Genomic DNA, 18,509 nt, shown 5'->3' on the forward strand with positions numbered 1-18,509 from the left:
CATTCCTTTCAGGTCAAGTGACGTGCCCCACAGCACAAGACCGCAGCCTGGGAATTGCGAATACTCGAAAGAAGGACCGGACACACCGTCCGGTCCTTCTTTCGAGCACGAGAAGGAACCCATGAGCCTGAATCTCCTTGATACCTCCAACTGGCTGCCGCTGGACGGCCTGGCCCCCGGCTTCGATGCCAACAAGGCCCCGACCGTGCAGGACCTGGCGGGACAACAATTTTGCCTCCGCGGGGACGGCGGCCCCATGACGTTCAGCTTCGACGACGAAGAAGTTCAGTGGGCCGCGGCCGGCAACGCCGGAACAGCCACCTATGAGGCCTTCTTGGTGGCAGAGGAACTGTACTACGCCCAATGGCAAAGCCTGCAGGATCCCCATCTCGCGATTTCACTGGTTTTGGACCTCGCACACGGCCGGGCTCTGTACATTGGCGGCACACTGGGTAGGGCCACTCCCTCCAGCGTCGCCGTCCACCACGATTTCCGCCCCGGGACGCTCGATGGATACAGCGCCACCGGGGCGGCTATATCGGAAAGCCGCGCACTTATCGGTCGCCGCGTCGAATGGGTGTACAGCGAATCCCACGCTTACGAACACATCTATCTCAGCCCCACCTGGTACACGTGGCAGTGCCTGGCGGGTCCGGAGCGCGGATTGGCGGACACGGACTCCAACACTGTGTTCCAGGTCCGCCCCGGAATTTTCGTTTTCACCTGGCGCGAGAAAGTCATACCGTGCGGCTCCGTCACCATCGCCGACCATCGTGATCCCCACGCCATCAGGTCCCATGGCAGCCTCTTCGGCTGGGACGAGGCAGGCACGGAACCTGTGCACTTCACCTTCGGTGCACACGGCCGCCTGATCAGCATCACCCAGCACAGCCCCGAACTGAACCCTGCCAGGGGCTTGTAGCCCAACGGCAGAAGCCCCGGCGAGCAGTTCACAACGCCCGCCGGGGCTTCCTTTACGTGGCGAAGGTATCAGTCATCTGCCCCGTGACCGATCCGGGCATAGAGGGCCGGCTGCGAGCGACGGAGGCGCAAGCCCCAGACGACCCCCACAACTCCCGGCAGGAGTACCAGCATCGGCAAGATCAGCGTGGCCGCTGTTGACTCGGCCTGCCCCAACAGGACATTGAAGTTGGCCGTGATGAGCACAAAGACAAGGGCAAGGAGCACGAATCCCAGACCGGGAGCGATGACCCTCACCCACAGGCTTGCCCCGTGCTGCTGCCGACGGAAGAAGCCGATCACAGCCACCGACACCACGGTCATGAGCAGCACCAGCCCCATGGCACCGCTGTTGGTCAGCCACGTGAACATGGTCAATACGGGATACAGTTCCCCGAGTTCGGAACCCGAACCTGCAATGGCGAAGCCAAGCGTCACGACGACGGCGATCACCGTCTGCGCCAGCGAACCGGCGAAGGGTGCCCCACTTTCCGCCCGCACCCTGGCGAGCGCCGACGGCAGGACGCGCTCGCGGCCGAGCGAGAAGAAATAACGGGCTACGGCGTTGTGGAAACTGACGAGTGCGGCGAAGAGGCTGGTGACAAAGAGAATCTGGGCGATGTCGCTGATCAGCACGCCACCGTGGGCGCCAAGGAAGGCGAAGATCATGTCCGGCCCGTTGGTGGTAGCTGCCTCGACGACGGCTGACGGTCCGGCCCCCACGGTCATGGCCCACGCGGAGACGGCATAGAAGACGGCGATGATTCCCACAGCGGCAAACGTTGCCCGTGCGACTGTTCGTTTGGGGTCCTTGGATTCTTCACCGTAGATAGCGGCTGACTCGAAGCCCATGAAGGCGGCGATGCCGAAGGAGAGTACAGCTCCGATGCCGGGAACGAACAAGCTTTCGGGGCTGAAAGTCACTGCGCTGATGCCTTCCGGAGCCACAGCCAGGCTGATGATGTCGTACACAATCACCACCAGGAATTCGAGGGCCACCAGGACACCAAGCACCTTGGCGGACAGGTCCACCCTGTTCACGCCCAGCCACCCCACAACTGCGATACACAGCAGCACGGGAATCCACCACGGAACACTGACGCCAAGCCGCGCGGACAGGAGCGATGAGACCGTAAAGCCGAACAACCCGTAGATGCCCACCTGCATCAGGTTGTAGGCCATGAGCGCTATCAGCGATGCGCCCACACCGGCCGGCCTTGAGATGCCCTGCGCTATGTAGGCGTAGAAGGCACCGGCGTTGGTGACGTAGCGGCTCATCGCCGCGTAGCCCACCGCGAACAGCGCCAGGATTCCACCGAGAACCAGAAAGGACAACGGCACACCGGTCACGCCGGTGACGGCGAAGGTGGTGGTCACGCCTCCGGCGAGCACTGTCAGCGGCGCCGAGGCCGCGATAATCATGAAGGTCACTGCCGGTACGCCGAGCCGCCTTTTGGTACCGACTGTCCCGGCGGTCCTGCCTTTGACGGGGTTGTCCACGCTCATAGTGTGCTCCTGCCTCGGTGCCGGGAGGAATTTCCCGGCACGGTGTCTGTCATTCCGCAATCTTGCACCGCAGGGACCGTGCGTGACTTGTCTCACACGGCAGGGTATTTGTCGCTGCACGCAAGCACGGCGGCACGTGGGCCCCGGTGTAGAATCGTGGGCAAGCTCACGTCCGCGTTATCGGCACTACAGCCCGGAAGCCAACGGCGCCCGCGGGCCATTGAAAGGGAGTTCGATGACCGTCGCGGCTGATACGGGCCCCGCAACCGTGGAAACCATCGTGGCGGAGTCGTTCCAGGAGTGGAGCAAGGCAATCTCCACCTCGTTCGTGCCTTTGTTGGCCACGGGGCCGCGGAGTTCTTCACTCCAAGGCGCAACCTTCCGCGGCATCATGCGAGCCCGGGTGCTGGGGCAGATCTCCGTAGTGGAGATTACTGCCGGACCCCATACCGTTCTGCGCACACCGGAGTTGATTGCCAAATCCACAGGGCGCTTCTTCAAACTCAGCATCCAACTCGCTGGATCGGGTCGACTGGTTCAAGACGAACGCGAAGCCGTGTTGCGCCCCGGTGATCTCTCCATCTACGACACGTCCCGGCCGTATCAATTAACGTTCGACGACGACTTCCGAACCCTGGTGCTCATGTTCCCCCACGTCCTGCTGGACCTCCCGGCCGAAGCCATGGGCCATGTCACCGCCTTGCGGATTCCGGGCGATGAGGGCCTGGGCGAACTCATCAGCCCCTTCCTGGTGAAACTGGCCGATAACCTTGAAGCCCTCTCCGGCACCAATGGCCTCCGTTTGGTCCACAACGCCTTGGACCTGGTGACCACACTCTTCAACGGTGAACTCGATCAGTTGATTGAGACGGGCCGGGATCCACACCTCCTGCTGCTGGGCCGGATCCACGACTACATTGAGGCCAACCTCGGTGACCCGGAGTTGTCCCCCGGAACCATCGCGGCAGCCCACTACATCTCGACGCGGCACCTGCACGACCTCTTCCAGGAAATCGGCACCACGGTGGCTTCCTCTATCCGGCAACGAAGACTCGAACGATGCCGCCGGGACCTCAAAGATCCGGTCCTTGCGGATCGACCGGTCACTGCCATTGCAGCCCGGTGGGGGTTCACCGATGCCGCCCATTTCAGCCGCATCTTCCGTGCGGCGTTTGGGAACTCCCCTACCGGCTACCGCAACAGTCACTGACGGCGCTCCGGGACCGAACCCGGCTGCCGCCGTCGAGCTTGGCTAAGCGGCCGCCGTCGGGGCGGCCCCCTGGTCCGTGAGGGCAGCCATTTCATCCAGCATGGTTCGGAGCAAGCGATCTTCCAATCCGGCGAAAGAGGGATCTCCCGCACGATTGACCAGTTCCCCGGGATCCACGCGGTGATCGTAGAGTTCGGCAATATCCGTGCCGAAGTACCGGGTCAGCCTGCCCTCAGCTGTGATCAGGCTTCGCATGCGGACCGGTCCCGGCAATCCCGCCAAGCCAAACGGTTGTTCTTCCTCCACCAACAGTGCGTCCCGATGGTGGTCGGTATCTCCTTGCAGCAAAGGCACAAGTGACTGGCCTTGGATTCCCCGATACCCTTTGGAGCCAGTGAGCTCAAGGAGCGTCGGGGCCACGTCCGCGCTGGAAACCAAGGCCCCGGTGCGACGCGGCGGGCTGCCGGGAAGGTGCACCAGCAAAGGAACATTGGTTACCGCCCGATAGTGGACAAAGTGCTTAAGCATGAGCCCGTGGTCCCCAAAGAGGTCTCCATGGTCGCTGGTAAACACCACAATGGTGTCCTCCGCCAGTCCTTGCCGATCCAACTCGTCCAGGATCCGGCCAATGTGCTCGTCCATCATCGTGATCAGGCCGTATTGGGCGGCAGCGGCAAACCTGTACTGTTCCTCCGTTGCCGCCCACGTCATGGTCGGGTCTGCGTTTGGCTCACCACGGTGTTCCATCATCTCCCTCACATGGGCCGGCGAGGCCGAGTGGTCCTGCTCAAAGCCGAGCGGGAGTGGCACGTCGCCGGGATCGTAGAGGTCCGAATAGCCCGCGGGCGGCGAGAACGGATGATGGGGGTCCGGGAAGGACACGAACATGAAGAACGGCTGGTCATGGCCGGCAGCATCCTTCAGGTGCTCGATTGCTTTCTCGCTTACATAGCTGGTGGGGTGCACCTCAGCGGGAATAGCCGTCTGGTACACCTGGTCCCACCCGCCGTACTTGCTGGACGAATTTACCGGGCCTCCCAGCGATTCCGGGTCAATGCCCCGTTCGCGCGCCCAGTGCACATAATGGCCACCGGGACGGTCCCCGTGGCCGATAACGAGGTCCACGTGCTGGTAGCCGTAGTAGTCGGAGGGGAGGGCAATAAAACGGTCATCATGCGCGTCGCGGTTCTCCCATTGATCCCACCCTGGGGCAAAATCCTGGCGGCGGGCGTCGCCTACCTCTGTGTCCAGCAGCAGGGGGTCAGTGGCCCGTATCTCTTCGGCCTGGTGCGGCTCAAACTCCCACCCCATGTTTTGGTGGTGCAGCTTTCCCACACCCACGGTGCGGTAGCCGCCCGCTCCCAAGGACCCGGGAACGGTCTGGGTCAGCGGATCAAGGGTGATGCCATTGCAACGCGTCCCGTGCGCAGAAGGCCACCTGCCGGTCATCAGGCTGGCGCGATTGGGCATGCACGTGGGGTTGGCCACTGTCGCATTCTCGAAAACAATGCTCTTGGCCGCAAGCGCGTCCAGGTTTGGCGTCTTGACAGTGGCATTGCCGCCGAAACCCAGATGGTCGGCCCGGAGCTGGTCGGCGATGATGAACAGCACGTTGGGCCGGCGGTTCGCGGCCACCCTGCGCCGCCCCATCATGCGGGCCTCTTGATAAGGGACAGCACTTCGGTGCGTTGCCTGGCGAAGTCCGGCAACGAACGTGTGCTGATTTGATCACGCGGAGCCGGTAGGTCCACGTCCACTACCCTGAGGACGCGGGCAGGCCTTGAACCAAGGACCACCACGCGATCTGCAAGGTAGACGGCTTCGTCGATGTCGTGCGTCACCACCAAAATGGTCATGTTGAAGTCCTTCCGGATCTTCAAGCACAGGTCCTCCAGGTCAAACCGGGTCTGCGCGTCCACGGAGGCGAACGGCTCGTCCATGATGAGGATCTCCGGCCGGTACGCCAGCGCCCGGGCGATCGCCACGCGCTGCTGCATTCCGCCGGACAACTGCCAGGGATATTGGTTGTCGGCATGGGACAGGCCGACGGCGGACAGGGCACTATCGCAGCGTTCCTTCAGTTCCGCCGCGGGCAACTTGAGGTGCCGCAAAGGAAGGATCAGGTTCTTTCGGACTGTGAGCCACGGCATCAGGGAGCGGTTGTAGTCCTGGAAGACCAGGGCCATTTCGGGAGGAGGGCCGCTGATGGTTCGTCCGTCAATGGCTGCCCGTCCGCTGCTGGCCGGATGAAGCCCGGCCAAGCATTTCAGGAGTGTCGTCTTGCCAACACCTGAAGGGCCTACGATGCAGACAACTTCGCCGGCATCGACGGTGAAGGTGAGGTCTTCAATAACTGTGCGTGATTTTTCGCCGCTGCCATAGGTTTTGGCAAGATGCGCCACGTCCAGCCGCGGAGTGGTCGCACTGATGCGGGTTTCTGGTTGCTGTGCCATGGTGGACTTTCTGTTTCGGATGGGAAGAGCCGGGGCCTGCCGGGCGCTCATGCTGCACGCGCCATGCGACGGGACCCGATGTACCAAGACAAAACCTTGTGCTTAAGCAGGCTGAACAGGATGTTGACCAGGAATCCAATGACACCCAGGAGCAGGATCCCGGCCCACATGTCAGCGGTCATGAAACTCTGCTGCGCAAGCAAGGTCATGGCTCCGATGCCCTGCGAACTACCCAGCATCTCGCTCGCGATCATCACAATGAAGGCCACCTGGAGGCTCACCTGCAGTCCGGAAAAGATGTGGGGCATCGCCGCCGGCAGCAAGACATTGAGCACCCGTTCCTTTCGGCTGAGCCGGTACACCCGGGCGACGTCCATGAGGTCGTTGCTGACCCCGCGGATGCCGTCCACCGTGGCGATCATTGTCGGAAACAATGCCGCCAGGGCAATGCTGGTCACCCGCATCCCGGTTCCGAAGCCGATGAGGGAGATAAAGATCGGAACCAAAGCCACCGGAGGGATACCACGGAGGAAATGGATCAACGGATCGATCATCCACCGGACCGGAGGAACCAAGGCCGTGACGAAGCCGAGGGCGACACCGGCCACTCCTGCGATGGCGAAGCCCAGGAACAGGTTTCCCAAGCTAAGAAGGACATCGGACTGGAAGTGGTCAAACAGCCACAGCTCCTGGAAACGCACAATGATGGTTTCCAACGGCGGGAAGAAGGGATCGCTGGAGTTCGCGGAAAGAAGCCACCACGCCGCCAACAGCAGCACAGGTGTGCCACCACCGATCACCCAGTTTCGTATTTTGACGTTTCTCATCAGGGCACCACTTCCCGGTAGGACTCATGCCAGTGCAGAACCCGGCGCTCGGCCAGCCGGGTAGCACCTTGGAACAACAGACCCAGGACACCGAGGACAATCACCAGTCCGTAAAGACTGGCGTAGTCGCCCGCCGCTTGTGCCTGGTAAATGCTTTGGCCCAGGCCCGGGCCGCCACCAAGGAGTCCTGCCACGACCGTGACTACCAAGGCGGCAGGAGCTGCCACCCGCATCGCAGTACCGATGTACGGCATGGCGCTGGGCAGGACCACCCTGGCCAGAATCTCTCCCTCACCCATGCCATAGGAGCGGGCTGTATCCCGCGCTACGGGATCGGTGCCCTGAACACCGTCCACGGTCTGCATGACGATGGGGAGCAAGCACCCGAACACCACCAGGAAAAGGGACATCTCTGCAGTGGGACCCAGGACCAATACCGCGAGGGGAAGTATGACGATCGGCGGGACCGGCTTCAGGAATTCCAGCACTGCCAAGGTGGCGTAACGGACGGGTTCGAAGCTGCCAACGAGCAATCCGATGGCCACTCCAGCCAAGGCCGCTACAGCCAACGCGAGCAACGCGATTCCAAGGGTGGCGCCCAAGGCCGACCAGAACATGCCCGTCCCAAGAATGCTTGCGAGTGTGGTGAACACCATTGTGGCTGGCGGGAGCGCGTTTCCTGCCACGTTGGCCGCCGCCAGGACCTGCCAGATGGCAAGGGCTCCGGCGATGCCCAAGGCGCTGAACGCATAGGGGCGGATGGATGCTTTCATGACGAATCTCCCATGTCGCTTTACGGCCTACTTGCCGAAAATTACGTCAGCCGGCAGCTTCACAGGTGCACTCAGGAAGCCGAGGTCAGCGAGGTTTTTGTTGGCGCGTTCGATGTCTTCGAGGCGTACCTCTTCGGGCCAGTAATTCACTGCACCTGATTTCACGACCTCCAGCGGAGTCTTGGTGATTTCGGCGCTGAGCTGCTGTGCTTCATCGATGTGGCCGTTGGCGTAGGCGTTCGCCTTGTAGATGGCCGCCTTGAAACCCTCCAACGCCTTCTCCTTGGACTTCACCGTGTTCGCCCCTGACACCCAGAGGCCAATCGCGCCCTGTTCAAAGAACTCGACGCCGGGCGAGGCCAGAAGCCTGTTGCCCTCTGATGCGGCCTTGGACGTGAACGGGGCAATCAGGGATGCGGCATCGACTCGTCCGGAATTCAGTGATTGGAGTGCCGATGACGGATCGAGGACCATCCAGTTCACCTTGGCGGGGTCGCCGCCGTCGTCCTTGACGAGCTTGCTGACCGTAACCTCCAGCTGTGCCTTGCGGGCTGGAACACTGACGCTCTTTCCTTCCAGGTCCTTCGGCCGGTTGATGGTGGACGCCTGCTGGACCAGGAGTCCGGTGTCATCTACGCGGTTGAGGTCCGCCCCCTCGCTGGCCCCGTCCTTGTAGCCATCGGCTGCGGCGAATGATCTTGAGTGGTACGTTCTGGCTCAGTGCGTTCAAAAGCGGGATGGATGGCGTGTAGGTGACGTCAATCTGGCCACTCTGGGCAGCTGCAATACCGGCCGGCGGATTAGCTATGACAGAAATCTCGACGTTGAGACCCTGCTCTTTGAAGTAGCCTTTGTCAGCCGCGAGGCGGATACCGGCATCGGAACCGATGCCGATGGTTCCCACCTTGAGTGTGGTGGTACCGTCGGCGGCGGGGGCCGCGGCCGGGCCCGCCCCGCCGCCGCAGGCTGCCAACGTCATGGACAAAACTGCGGCCAGGGCCAAGGGAATAGTGCGTCGCATGGTGCTCCTTGAATCACGAATGGTTGGAACGGAAGGGAATGGTTCTAGCTGATGGATTGGTGGACTGCGCGGCCACCGCTCAGAGTGAGCCTGACCTCTGTGTCGAGGAGCTTTTCGATCTCCTCGTCCACGGGCCAAGGGTTGGAGAGAAGGCACAGATCTGCTGCCATGCCTGGTGTCAGGGCACCTTTGAAGTGCTCGGCGTGGTCCTGCCACGCGGCGTGGATGGTCATTGCAGCCAAGGCCTGCAGGCCGGTGATCCGCTCGGGATCCCGCGGTTTGCCCGGTCTGGAACGTGTGGCCCGGCGGACGGCTGCCACTACTGTGCGCCGCCAATCAGCACTGGTCACGGGGGCGTCGGAAGCGAGGTTGAGATGAACGCCGGCCTCCAATGCTGACTGTAGGGGCTGGTGTCGGGAGAAACGGTCCTCACCCAACACTTGACGCATGATGTCGCCGGCTTCCTGGCGGATCAACGGGTTGGTGCTGTACCCGATGCCGTTGGATGCCATCGTGCCCAACGCGCCGGGATCGCCGAACGCCCCATGGATGATGTAGTGGCGGTTCCCCGATGACCCTGGACGCTCCTTGGGACCGTCAGTCGCCGCAACAATGGCCTCCACGGCCGCGGCTGTGGCAGCGTCCCCTGTGGCGTGGACCCCGGCTTGCAGCCCCGCGTCGTTGATCAGCGCCAGTATCCTGCGCAGCTCTGCCACCCTGTCAGCGTCGTTGGCCCCCTGGATCACCAGGCTGCCGTGCGTACAAGCTGTGCCGTAAGGTTCACTCATCCACGCGGTGCCGCTGCGGGGAATGCCATCCGCGAAGATCTTGACGCCGGCGATTCGCAACTGTTCAGGATTGATGCCGCGGTTCAAGTACGTCCGGGCCAGTCCACTTCCCAACCCCATCTCAACTGCATGGGCATTGGCTCCCCCGGTTCCGGCGAAGAGCATCAGGACGTTGATTCTCAAGGTAAGTTCATCCTCCGCGGCGAGGTCGCCCAGCAACTCAAGTGCGGCCGTCGAACCGCTACCGTCCATGAGCCCTGCACTTGCGGGGCCCAGGCCAGGATCAGTGAGTGAAGTGATACCGAGCGAGTGCAGGTGCTCCTGCAATGCCAGCAGGGCCGGCCGCAGGGTGGAGGACGGCACGGGCGGCATCGCCCGCGAAAGAAGTTCCATGGCTCCGTCCTGGAGCAGACCTGTGGGATTGCCGACGGCGGTTCTAGCCACAACGCCGCCATGGACGTCCGCTGTTGCGGCGTCAATCCCGGCCCTTCTCAGCGCTTCCCTGTTGGCCAGCAACTGATGCCCGGTGCTATCGAACGCCACCACGGGAGTGTCGGGTCGGGATTCGAGCAAGAAGCCCTTCGCCGGTCCCAGCAACGCCTCGTCCCAGCCATGGGCCCGGACCCAGCCGTCCTCCCCCGGCATGGCCGACTCAACGACGTCGACGACGGCCGCCCAGTTCGGCGCCGCTGCCGGCCCTAGGCGCACATACCCAAAGGCGGCCATGGCGGCGGATACGAAATGTAGATGGGCATCGTTGATGCCGGGGATGACCGCACCGCCGGCGGCATCGACAACCTGCGTGTCGGGGCCAATCGACTGGGTCACATCTTCGTGGCCCAGTGCTGCAACACGTCCACCCTTGACGGCCACGGCGTCGCTCATCCGAGACTGCTTCGCCGGGTCCATGGTGTGGACCGAGGCGTTCACGATCACCAAGTCAGCGAAATCTTCCATCGGTTCTCCTCAAGTCACCGCATCCAAATGTGATGCAGACAACGTTTCCTGAAAGAAGTATGTCGCTTGACTGGGTCACTTGACTAGGTTTTGTCGTAAAATTTCTTTGGAAGGACTTTTCCGCCCCCGGCACGGCCGAAAGCACGGCGCGGCGGATAGCGCCTACTATCGATGAGACTGCTGGGTTGGTGAACCCGATCACAGGTGATGGAACGAGTCACAGGTGACTTGAAGAGAGAGGTGAATGAATGGCCAGGGTTCCCGCAGAGGAAAGGCGGCTGCAATTCGTCGAGGCCGCAGCTAGGGTGATCGCCCAGGACGGCCTGGCCTCTGCGACGACGCGTCGGATCGCCAGCGAAGCCGAAGCCCCGCTGGCCGCCCTGCACTACTGTTTCCGGAGCAAGGACGAACTCCTCGAAGAGGTGTACAACTTCCTCAGCAGGGACTATGCCAAGGCCCTGGAGCCCGTGGCCGATCCAGGTATGGGATTGCGCCACATGGTGGGCGCCCACGCGCGACGCATCTGGAGCCGCATGTCGGAGAACCCGCATGAGCAGGTCACAACGTTCGAACTGCTGCTCCGGCGCTTCCGCGTAGAGGCCGAAGACCAACCACAGGCTTTGCTCATGAACCGTTCCATGTACGACGGCTGGGTCAACTCAACCCTGGAGCTGTTCCGTGCGGCTGCCGAGGCCGCCGGCGAACCCGTCCCCGACAACCTGGAGGACATCACCCGCTTGTTCATTTCGGGGATCGACGGCATCAGTATGCAGCATTTGGCTGACCCCGACGAAGAACGCTCACTGCGGTTGGTGGAACTCATGGCCGCGTCCCTCGCCGGAGCGCTCAGCTACGCCTGAGGCTGTCGCTTCATCACCAAGGACGTGACAACACCCAATAGCAAAAGACCGGCCGCAGCCGCCATCGAAACCACGAATGCAGCACCTGCCCCGTCCGTTTCAGCCAATTGCCCGGCCAGGTAGGAGCCCAATGCTGTTCCGGCCACGATTCCGCTGGCGAGTGCAGTCATCACCGTTGCCATGCGCCCGGCCGGTGCCACCACGCCGCCGATGCTGAAGACGGTCACCATCACGGGCCCCACTGGAATGCCCAGTATCAGCAGGACGAAGACCATGGACCATATGCCCGACGGGAGAAGGAGCAAAAGGGACAAAACGGACATTGCCAGTGCTGCGGCAACCCAACGGGAAGCCAAGCTGAACCGTTGCGGCCAGAACGCCACGGACAGCGCAGCTACGGCGGAGCTGAGCCCCATTACTGCATACAGGAGTCCAGCGATCTCGGCCGTAGCGTATTGCGCTGAGAAGGCACTCAGCGCGTTTTGCGTCGCACCAAAGAATGTCCCCATGCATACCATCGCCACCACTGGAACGGCCACCACAGCCCCCGCCCAACGGTTGCGCCGCTGTGCGGCCATGTGGGTGGCTTGCCCTCCGGAAGGCTCCCGTCCGTTGGAAGGCCCGACGCCGTGACCCGGCTTCCGAGGTGCGGGCACCACGGCCTGTTGGCTGGGGTGGACCGCAAAAGCCGGCACCAACGTGATGGTCATGACGGCAGCCAAGGCGAGCGGCAACCATGGTGCCACCATGCTGGCCAGGACACCCACCAGGGCAGGACCCAGGACGAAGGTGATTTCGTCCGCGGTGCCTTCGTATGACAATGCTGTGTCCAGGTCAGCCCGATTGGCGGCAACGCTTCTGCCTCCGTTGGCTGGGGACGGAGATAGGTTGCGGGTAGTCAGTGCCATCCATCGGACACGCGCCATGGGACCTACCTGGGGACAGCTGGCTCCCGCGAGGAAAGCTGCTACGAGGACCCCAACGGCGTCGCCCACCGAGCCGTAGCCGGGAGTGAGGTACGCCGCAGCAAGGACCCCCGCAACGGCAAGGGTGTTGATGACCGCTGCCACGAGAAGCACAATCCGTTGTCCGGCCCTGTCAGCCAGCGAGCCGAGGACAGGAGCACCCAAGGCTGAGCCGATACCAACCGCTCCGGCCGCCATTCCCCCGATCGCGTAGGAGTGGCTGACTGCCGTCACCAATGTCAGGGTGCCGACGGTCAGCATGGCCAGGGGAAGCCTGGCGAACAGGCCCAAGGGCAGGAAGCCAGGCCCCGCCAATTCGGGAAGCCGCGCGAAGCGGCCCGGCAGGCGTGACGGGCGTGGGGCTGCCGCTGGCAAAGACTGTGAAGCTACAGAAGATTTTTCCATTAATCCGGGTTCGCTAAAGTGTGCGCATCGTCCCTCCTCCCGATGCGCGCGACCCGGTGTAACGGGTTAAGTCTATCGGATAGCTGTCAGACCGGAACGGCTTCGGCAATCCGCACGGTTGAACCATGCCGGCCCTTAATCACCTGCAGCTGGTTGGTGATGCGTTGCTTCATCTCGCCGACGTGACTGACGAGGCCAACTACACGGCCGCCGTCGCGCAGCCCCTCCAAGGCGTCCATCACCTGTTCCAAAGCTTGCTCATCGAGGCTGCCGAAGCCTTCGTCAACAAAGAGTGTCTCGATATCCACCCCGCCTGCCTCCAGCTGGACGACATCGGCGAGGCCAAGTGCCAAGGACAAGGACGCCATGAATGATTCGCCGCCCGACAACGTGGAAGTGTCCCGGCGCTGGCCAGTCCACTCGTCTACGACTTCAAGCCCGAGGCCGGACTTTGCACCCCTGGCAGCCCTGGCGTCAGTATGTTGCAGCGTGTATCTGCCGTCGCTCATGGCGACGAGCCGCTCGGAGGCGGCGATCGCCACTTGTTCAAGGCGTGCAGCAAGGACGTAGGTGTTCAGGCTCATACGGTAGTTGTTGTCGCCCGATCCCCTCACGGTGTCGGCCAGCTCAGCCAGCATTTGCGCCCGGTTTCGCGGCCCGCTTCCTGCTTGCGCCAAGGCTTGGTACTCCCTCCGGAACCGGGTAACAGCGTCGGCCGATTTTCCAGCCAGGCCCGCAGACAATGCCTTGGCCCGCGCGGTATCTGCGGCATTGGAAGCAATCAGCTTCGATTCAGCAAGTTCAGCTTCTCCCAAAGGAAGCTCGCCTATGCTGGCTTCCTTGGCGGCAAGGACCAGGTCCTCACTGGCAAACAACTCATCCAAGCGGGATGACTCAGCGTCGAAATCCGCAAGGTCTTTCTCAAGGCCCACAACATCGGCCGGTGAGAGGATTTCCCGGCGAACGTCCTCAGCGGAGGTGAATCCGGATACCGGCAAGGCTTTCTCAAGCGACGCGGCGGCTTCTTCCCGGGCTTGTTCTGCTCGCTCCAGTTCGCGGTCTGCATCCGCCGCCGCTTGCAGAAGCTCCTGCTCAACCATGAGTGCTTGCAACCGCTCGCGCAGGCTCGGGAAGTCGCCTTTCAGTCCAGCCAGATCCTTTTCAAGGGCATCACTCTGCTCCTGAAGCAGGTGAACAGCGGACGACTCCTGAGCAGATGCGCTCACGGAAGCTTCGTGTTCTTCCTGCACCAGGGCGATGCGCCTGGTGAGGCCCTCCTGCCGGCCACGAAGCTTCTCCAGCGAGCCTGCCGCCTTCCGCGCCGCCGAGGCAGCTTCCTGGGCAGACGCCCGTTTGGCCTCTGCTTCAGCAGCATCGGTTGCACCTCCTTGGGCAACCAGACCTGCAACCACCTGGGCTGCGGAGGAAACTTGTTCGGCGAGCAGCCCCAGGGCTTTTTCGCTGGCCTCGAACCGTTCCTTGGCTTCTTCCTCTTCCTGGGCAAGGGAAAGTGCCGATCGCACGGCCTCGGCGGGGTTGGGGTGCTCTTCGCTTCCACACACAGCACAGGGCTTACCGTTTTCCAGTGCCGCCGCCAGCTCCCCCGCTGCGTTGGCTAATCGCAGTTCGCGGACGTCGAGCCACTTCTGCCGGAGATCCTGCGATGCGGACCGGGCTTGGAGGTGCTTTCCCGTAATCTCGTCCAACTCGTTGGCAGCCGTTTCATGCCGGGCCACGATTCGGACAAGCTCTGCCGCAGCTTCGGCGTCCCTTTCCATTTCTGTCAGTTGGCCCGCCAAAGGCTCGAGGGGCTGAATCTGCGACTCCACGGCGGACACGTCTTCGCGCAGCTGCTCCAGAAGGGACACCGAAGCCTCGGCAGCGGCTTGGTGTTCCGCCAACAGACCACGCTTGGCCGCGAGGCGCGCCGTCATTTCTTCCAAGCGCTGCTCGTCGGGCAGCCGGGCCCCAAGGACTGCGCTGCTTGCCTTGACGTCTTCCAAGGCAGCGGCAGTGTTTGCTGACTCCAAGCCGGCCGTAACAAGCTTCCCGCGTAGGCCTTCCGAGCGCGCAGCTGCGGCTTCGAGTTTGCGCGCTGCAGAATCAACGGCTTCAAGGTGACCACTGAGAACAGCGGCTCGTCGGTGCTTTCCGAGCATCTCCTTGTTCTCCAGTGCCCGGGGAGCGGCCAGTTCAAGTAGTACACGCCGCTGCATCGCAGCGCCGAGCCGTCCATGCCGGTGCGCCTTCTCCTGCGCCTCCTGGAATTGTTCCATGAGGCGGTTGGACAATGACTCTGCCTCGGCAGACTCGTCCAGCCGGCGCGTCCATTCAGCTTTGACGTCTGCTTCCACGCCGGAGAGCCAGGCCTCAGGCTCCCGTCCCGGCTCCTTGCCGTCAGTTGGAGCGGCTGCGGCAAGACCCAACTGTTCCTGCTCCGATGTAACCCGGTCTAGCAGCAACCTAAGTTCTGACGCGTTCTCCTGTACGGCACGGGTGGCTTCGGCTGCTTGCTGAACGAGTTGGCGTTCAACAGCTTCAAATCGTTGCGTGCCGAACAACTTTTGCAGCAGTTCCAAGCGGTCGTTGGCCTTGGACCTCAGGAAAGCCGCGAAATCGCCCTGTGGCAGCATCACCACACGGGTGAACTGCTCCCGATCCATTCCAAGGACGTCCGAGAGCTCGGCACCTACCTCGTCATTCCTGGAAGATTTCTCTTCCCAGTTCCCGGCAACCCGTTCCCTGAGGAGGGTCTTGGCCTGCTGGGTGGTGAATCCGTTGCGGCCGCGGGCGCTGGGCCGGTCCCACGCCGGCGATCTCGTTACTTCAAAACGGCGTCCCCGTGCTGAGAACTCACAGACCACGCGCGGCTCCGCACCTGGCGCCGCATGGTCGCTTCGTAGCCGTTTCCCTTCCTGGCGGGCACCGGGAACGGAGCCGTACAGGGCGAAACAGATGGCATCGAGAATGCTGGTCTTGCCTGCCCCCGTAGCGCCATTGAGGAGGAACAACCCTTGTGCGCTCAAATGGTCGAAGTCAATGTGCTGGGGCGTTGCAAAAGGACCGAAGGCTTCGATGTCCAAACGATGAATTCTCACAGCTCAGCCTCCTGCAACCGGACAGCTTCAAGCGCTTCCTGCAGCGCCGCTTCCTCTGCATCGCTGGCACCGCGATCCCTGACGTGTTCCAGGAATCCACAGCAGACGCCGAGGTCGTCTTCGGCGGCAGCGAGCCGATTGCTGTAACTGGTGGAAGTCCGCGCCTCCACACCTTGGGGATCGAAGGAGAGAACCAGCGTGTCAGGGAAGCGCGTGCGCACCCTCTCCATGGCCTGCGCAGGGCGTTGTGCGTCCGTCAACGTGATCTGGCAGTAAGCACTCTCTGCCCACGCGTGCTCCTCGGCGCCGAGCAGATCATCCAGCGATCCGCGCAAGGTGGCGAGGGACTTAGGGGCGTCCCACACCACTTCCTCAACAGCGACCGCTCCGTGGGCGTCAAGGTCCACGAGCCAGGCACCTTTGTGGTGCTTGGCCTCCGAGAATGAATAGGCCAAGGGAGAACCGGAGTACCGGACATTGGGTGCCAACTCCTGCCGCCCATGGAGGTGACCCAGTGCGGTGTAGGCGAAGTCTTCAAAGAGATCCAGTGGAACTGCGCCCAGGCCACCGATGCTCAGGTCCCGTTCGCTTTCCGAAGTAATACCCCCGCTGGCAAAGGTGTGCGCGAGGACCACAGGATAAACCGGTCCTGATGCGCGGCGGGCTTCAACATCCTGCCGGATCCGATCCACTGCCGCCAAGGTGACATCAAAGTGGTTGGCGTTTTCAGCGCCCAGGCGCTCGGCCACGAGCCGGGGTTCAAGATAGGGGATGCCGTAGACGGCGACGTAGCCGTTTTCTGTGCCGGACTCGCCATGTCCATCGGCGACATGTCCATCCCCGAAAGGGAAGAGGATTGGCACATCAAGGTCTTCCACGCGCGTCCTCAGGTGCACTCCCCCGCGTTCCAGCAGGCGCGAGGCAAAACCCAACCTGATGGCGGAGTCGTGGTTGCCACTGGTCAAGACCACTCCGGCCCCTGCTTGGGAGATGCGCACCAAGGCGTCATCAAGCAGTTTGACCACGTCCAGCCCGGGAAGGGCGCGATCGTAGACGTCTCCTGCTATGAGCACCACGTCAACTGACTTGGATTCAACCAGCGATACCAACTGGTCCACGAAATTGCGTTGGGCTTCAAGCATGCCAACACCATGGAATGACCGGCCAAGGTGCCAATCGGAAGTATGAAGTAACCGCATGATCTCAAGTTAACCGGGGGCACCGACAATAAAGCGCAGGCGAGCCGTCCGCCGTCGATCCCGCGAGGTTATTTGCCCTTTTTACCGTCGAAGAAGTCACGGGCGTCATCATCGACCGGCGCAGCCGGAACACGTCGGGAAGCGTCCTCGTCAGATTTCGCAGGAGCTTCCTTGCCCTCGGCGTCCTCAACCGGCTCGTCGCTGGCATCGAAAGAGTCGTTCACCCCATCACTGCCGGCTTGGACGTCCTCGGTCACGGGGACGGTGGCGTGGGAGAGGCCTTGGAAGCCACGGAAAGCGAGGCCGGCAAGCGCGGCACCCATCAGCGGGGCCACCCAGAAGAGCCACAGCCCCTCCATTGCCCACGGCGAGCTGAAGAACGCCTGGGCTGTTGCCCGCGCGGGGTTGAAGGGAAGGTTTCCCAGGACCTGTCCAAGCTGAAGCAAAACAGCCATGGCAAGGCCTACGGCGAAGGGAGCCATGGCGGGAAGGGCCCTGCGGCCGGCGGTCGCGCCAAGGAACACTGCCACGATAAGGGCCGAACCAAGGACTTCAACCAGCAGAACTCCTGCCATCTGTGTTTGCGCGGAAGCGTGCTCACCAAAACCCGGCGCAACCACGTCAAACGCTGCCCGGGCATCCGTGAGGACCGGCACGGTGGTCACCACAAAGTAGATCAGCGCAGCGCCAACTACGCTGCCGATGATCTGCGCAGCCACGTAGGCTACGGCTGCCACAGCCCGGATCCTGCCGGCAATCAGGTTGCCCAAGGTGATCCCCGGGTTGAAGTGCCCTCCGGAGACATACCCGAAGGCCAGCATTGCCACTGTCACCGCCAGGCCTGTCGCAAGGGCTACCGGTAGGGGAGCACCGCCAGGATTTGAAAAAATCCCGACTCCCACCGCGGCAACCACAATGAACATCGATCCCAAAGCTTCAGCCGACAGCCGGGCAAGAAGTCCGGGTTGGTGTTCGGGTGTCGCTTGTACAGGAGAGGTCATGTCGAATGAGTCCTTACGGTTTGGTATGGATGCCGGAGTGACCGGGCCGCACGCTGGTATTGGCAGGGGTTAATGCAAGTTCAAAGCCACTGGGTATCTTGCCAGCCGAGTCTGGGCGGTTGCTGAATCCCGCCCTTGAGCTTATCCGCCCAGGGCGATCGCTGCGATGGCGGTGGCACCGAGACCCATCACAGCCAGCGTGCTGACCAGGACAAGCCGGGCTGATGCCGCCGCGTTCCCGATGTGGAGTTGGCGCGAGCGAACCCACACCACAGAGGCCAGCACGATGGTGGCCACGGCTGCCATGAGCGCACAGATCCCTTGGTAATCAAGTCCCGGAAGGCCGGCCACGAGGTTCCCGGTGGAGGGCTCGGAAGTCAGCCAACTCCGCCAAATGAACAGGTCCACCACGACCAGGGAGATCAACGTTCGCCGCCATGCCAGGGTGGTGCGCTCGGGCTGCAACCCGGGGTCGCGGACTTCCAT

Annotated in this window: 16 protein-coding genes; 3 read left to right on the top strand and 13 right to left on the bottom strand. The window is 62.5% G+C overall.

Going from position 1 to position 18,509, the window contains the following annotated elements; all coding sequences use genetic code 11:
• Positions 1–121 precede the first annotated feature (121 nt).
• On the top strand, positions 122–922 hold the full coding sequence (locus A477_RS0118675) for a MoaF C-terminal domain-containing protein (RefSeq protein ID WP_017200413.1): 801 nt from the start codon (positions 122–124) through the stop codon (positions 920–922).
• A 68-nt stretch (positions 923–990) separates the two neighbouring features.
• On the opposite strand, the gene A477_RS0118680 is transcribed toward A477_RS0118675, so the two are convergent.
• Complete coding sequence (locus tag A477_RS0118680; RefSeq protein WP_017200414.1) at positions 991–2,466, bottom strand: APC family permease; 1,476 nt, start codon at positions 2,464–2,466, stop codon at positions 991–993.
• A gap of 235 nt (positions 2,467–2,701) precedes the next feature.
• Here A477_RS0118680 and A477_RS0118685 point away from each other — a divergent pair, with 235 nt between their 5' ends.
• On the top strand, positions 2,702–3,676 hold the full coding sequence (locus A477_RS0118685; RefSeq protein ID WP_017200415.1) for an AraC-like ligand-binding domain-containing protein: 975 nt from the start codon (positions 2,702–2,704) through the stop codon (positions 3,674–3,676).
• Positions 3,677–3,718: 42 nt separating this feature from the next.
• Here the strand turns inward: A477_RS0118685 and A477_RS0118690 are convergent, their stop codons facing one another.
• Genes A477_RS0118690 through A477_RS0118715 form a run of 7 tightly spaced genes read right to left on the bottom strand, consistent with a single transcriptional unit; the run spans position 3,719 to position 10,495 of the window.
• On the bottom strand, positions 3,719–5,311 hold the full coding sequence (locus A477_RS0118690; protein WP_237715836.1) for a sulfatase family protein: 1,593 nt from the start codon (positions 5,309–5,311) through the stop codon (positions 3,719–3,721).
• A 14-nt stretch (positions 5,312–5,325) separates the two neighbouring features.
• Positions 5,326–6,180, bottom strand: a complete 855-nt coding sequence (locus A477_RS0118695) for an ABC transporter ATP-binding protein (protein WP_017200417.1) — start codon at positions 6,178–6,180, stop codon at positions 5,326–5,328.
• Positions 6,177–6,956, bottom strand: a complete 780-nt coding sequence (locus tag A477_RS0118700; RefSeq protein ID WP_017200418.1) for an ABC transporter permease — start codon at positions 6,954–6,956, stop codon at positions 6,177–6,179. The genes A477_RS0118695 and A477_RS0118700 overlap by 4 nt, the downstream gene beginning before the upstream one ends.
• Positions 6,956–7,729, bottom strand: a complete 774-nt coding sequence (locus A477_RS0118705) for an ABC transporter permease (protein WP_017200419.1) — start codon at positions 7,727–7,729, stop codon at positions 6,956–6,958. The genes A477_RS0118700 and A477_RS0118705 overlap by 1 nt, the downstream gene beginning before the upstream one ends.
• A 27-nt stretch (positions 7,730–7,756) precedes the next feature.
• On the bottom strand, positions 7,757–8,347 hold the full coding sequence (locus A477_RS23900; protein ID WP_353579777.1) for an ABC transporter substrate-binding protein: 591 nt from the start codon (positions 8,345–8,347) through the stop codon (positions 7,757–7,759).
• Positions 8,348–8,357: 10 nt separating this feature from the next.
• Complete coding sequence (locus tag A477_RS23905) at positions 8,358–8,750, bottom strand: ABC transporter substrate-binding protein (protein WP_017200421.1); 393 nt, start codon at positions 8,748–8,750, stop codon at positions 8,358–8,360.
• Between the two features lie 44 nt (positions 8,751–8,794).
• Complete coding sequence (locus tag A477_RS0118715; protein ID WP_017200422.1) at positions 8,795–10,495, bottom strand: amidohydrolase; 1,701 nt, start codon at positions 10,493–10,495, stop codon at positions 8,795–8,797.
• 248 nt (positions 10,496–10,743) lie between these two features.
• On the opposite strand from A477_RS0118715, the gene A477_RS0118720 reads away from it, so the two are divergent.
• On the top strand, positions 10,744–11,355 hold the full coding sequence (locus tag A477_RS0118720) for a TetR/AcrR family transcriptional regulator (RefSeq protein ID WP_017200423.1): 612 nt from the start codon (positions 10,744–10,746) through the stop codon (positions 11,353–11,355).
• Here A477_RS0118720 and A477_RS0118725 read toward each other — a convergent pair.
• The 5 genes from A477_RS0118725 to A477_RS0118745 all read right to left on the bottom strand — a co-directional run bounded on the left by A477_RS0118725 (position 11,346) and on the right by A477_RS0118745 (position 18,509).
• Complete coding sequence (locus A477_RS0118725; RefSeq protein ID WP_017200424.1) at positions 11,346–12,725, bottom strand: MFS transporter; 1,380 nt, start codon at positions 12,723–12,725, stop codon at positions 11,346–11,348. The genes A477_RS0118720 and A477_RS0118725 overlap by 10 nt on opposite strands.
• Positions 12,726–12,811: 86 nt before the next feature.
• Positions 12,812–15,823, bottom strand: a complete 3,012-nt coding sequence (locus A477_RS0118730; RefSeq protein WP_017200425.1) for an AAA family ATPase — start codon at positions 15,821–15,823, stop codon at positions 12,812–12,814.
• Positions 15,820–17,022 carry an exonuclease SbcCD subunit D gene (locus A477_RS0118735; protein WP_017200426.1) on the bottom strand — a complete coding sequence of 401 codons (1,203 nt, stop codon included), beginning with the start codon at positions 17,020–17,022 and terminating at the stop codon, positions 15,820–15,822. The genes A477_RS0118730 and A477_RS0118735 overlap by 4 nt, the downstream gene beginning before the upstream one ends.
• 68 nt (positions 17,023–17,090) lie before the next feature.
• Complete coding sequence (locus A477_RS0118740) at positions 17,091–18,023, bottom strand: MIP/aquaporin family protein (protein ID WP_017200427.1); 933 nt, start codon at positions 18,021–18,023, stop codon at positions 17,091–17,093.
• Between the two features lie 141 nt (positions 18,024–18,164).
• Complete coding sequence (locus tag A477_RS0118745; protein ID WP_017200428.1) at positions 18,165–18,509, bottom strand: DUF202 domain-containing protein; 345 nt, start codon at positions 18,507–18,509, stop codon at positions 18,165–18,167.

The organism is Arthrobacter sp. M2012083 (assembly GCF_000281065.1).
In the GTDB taxonomy this organism is placed as follows: domain Bacteria; phylum Actinomycetota; class Actinomycetes; order Actinomycetales; family Micrococcaceae; genus Arthrobacter.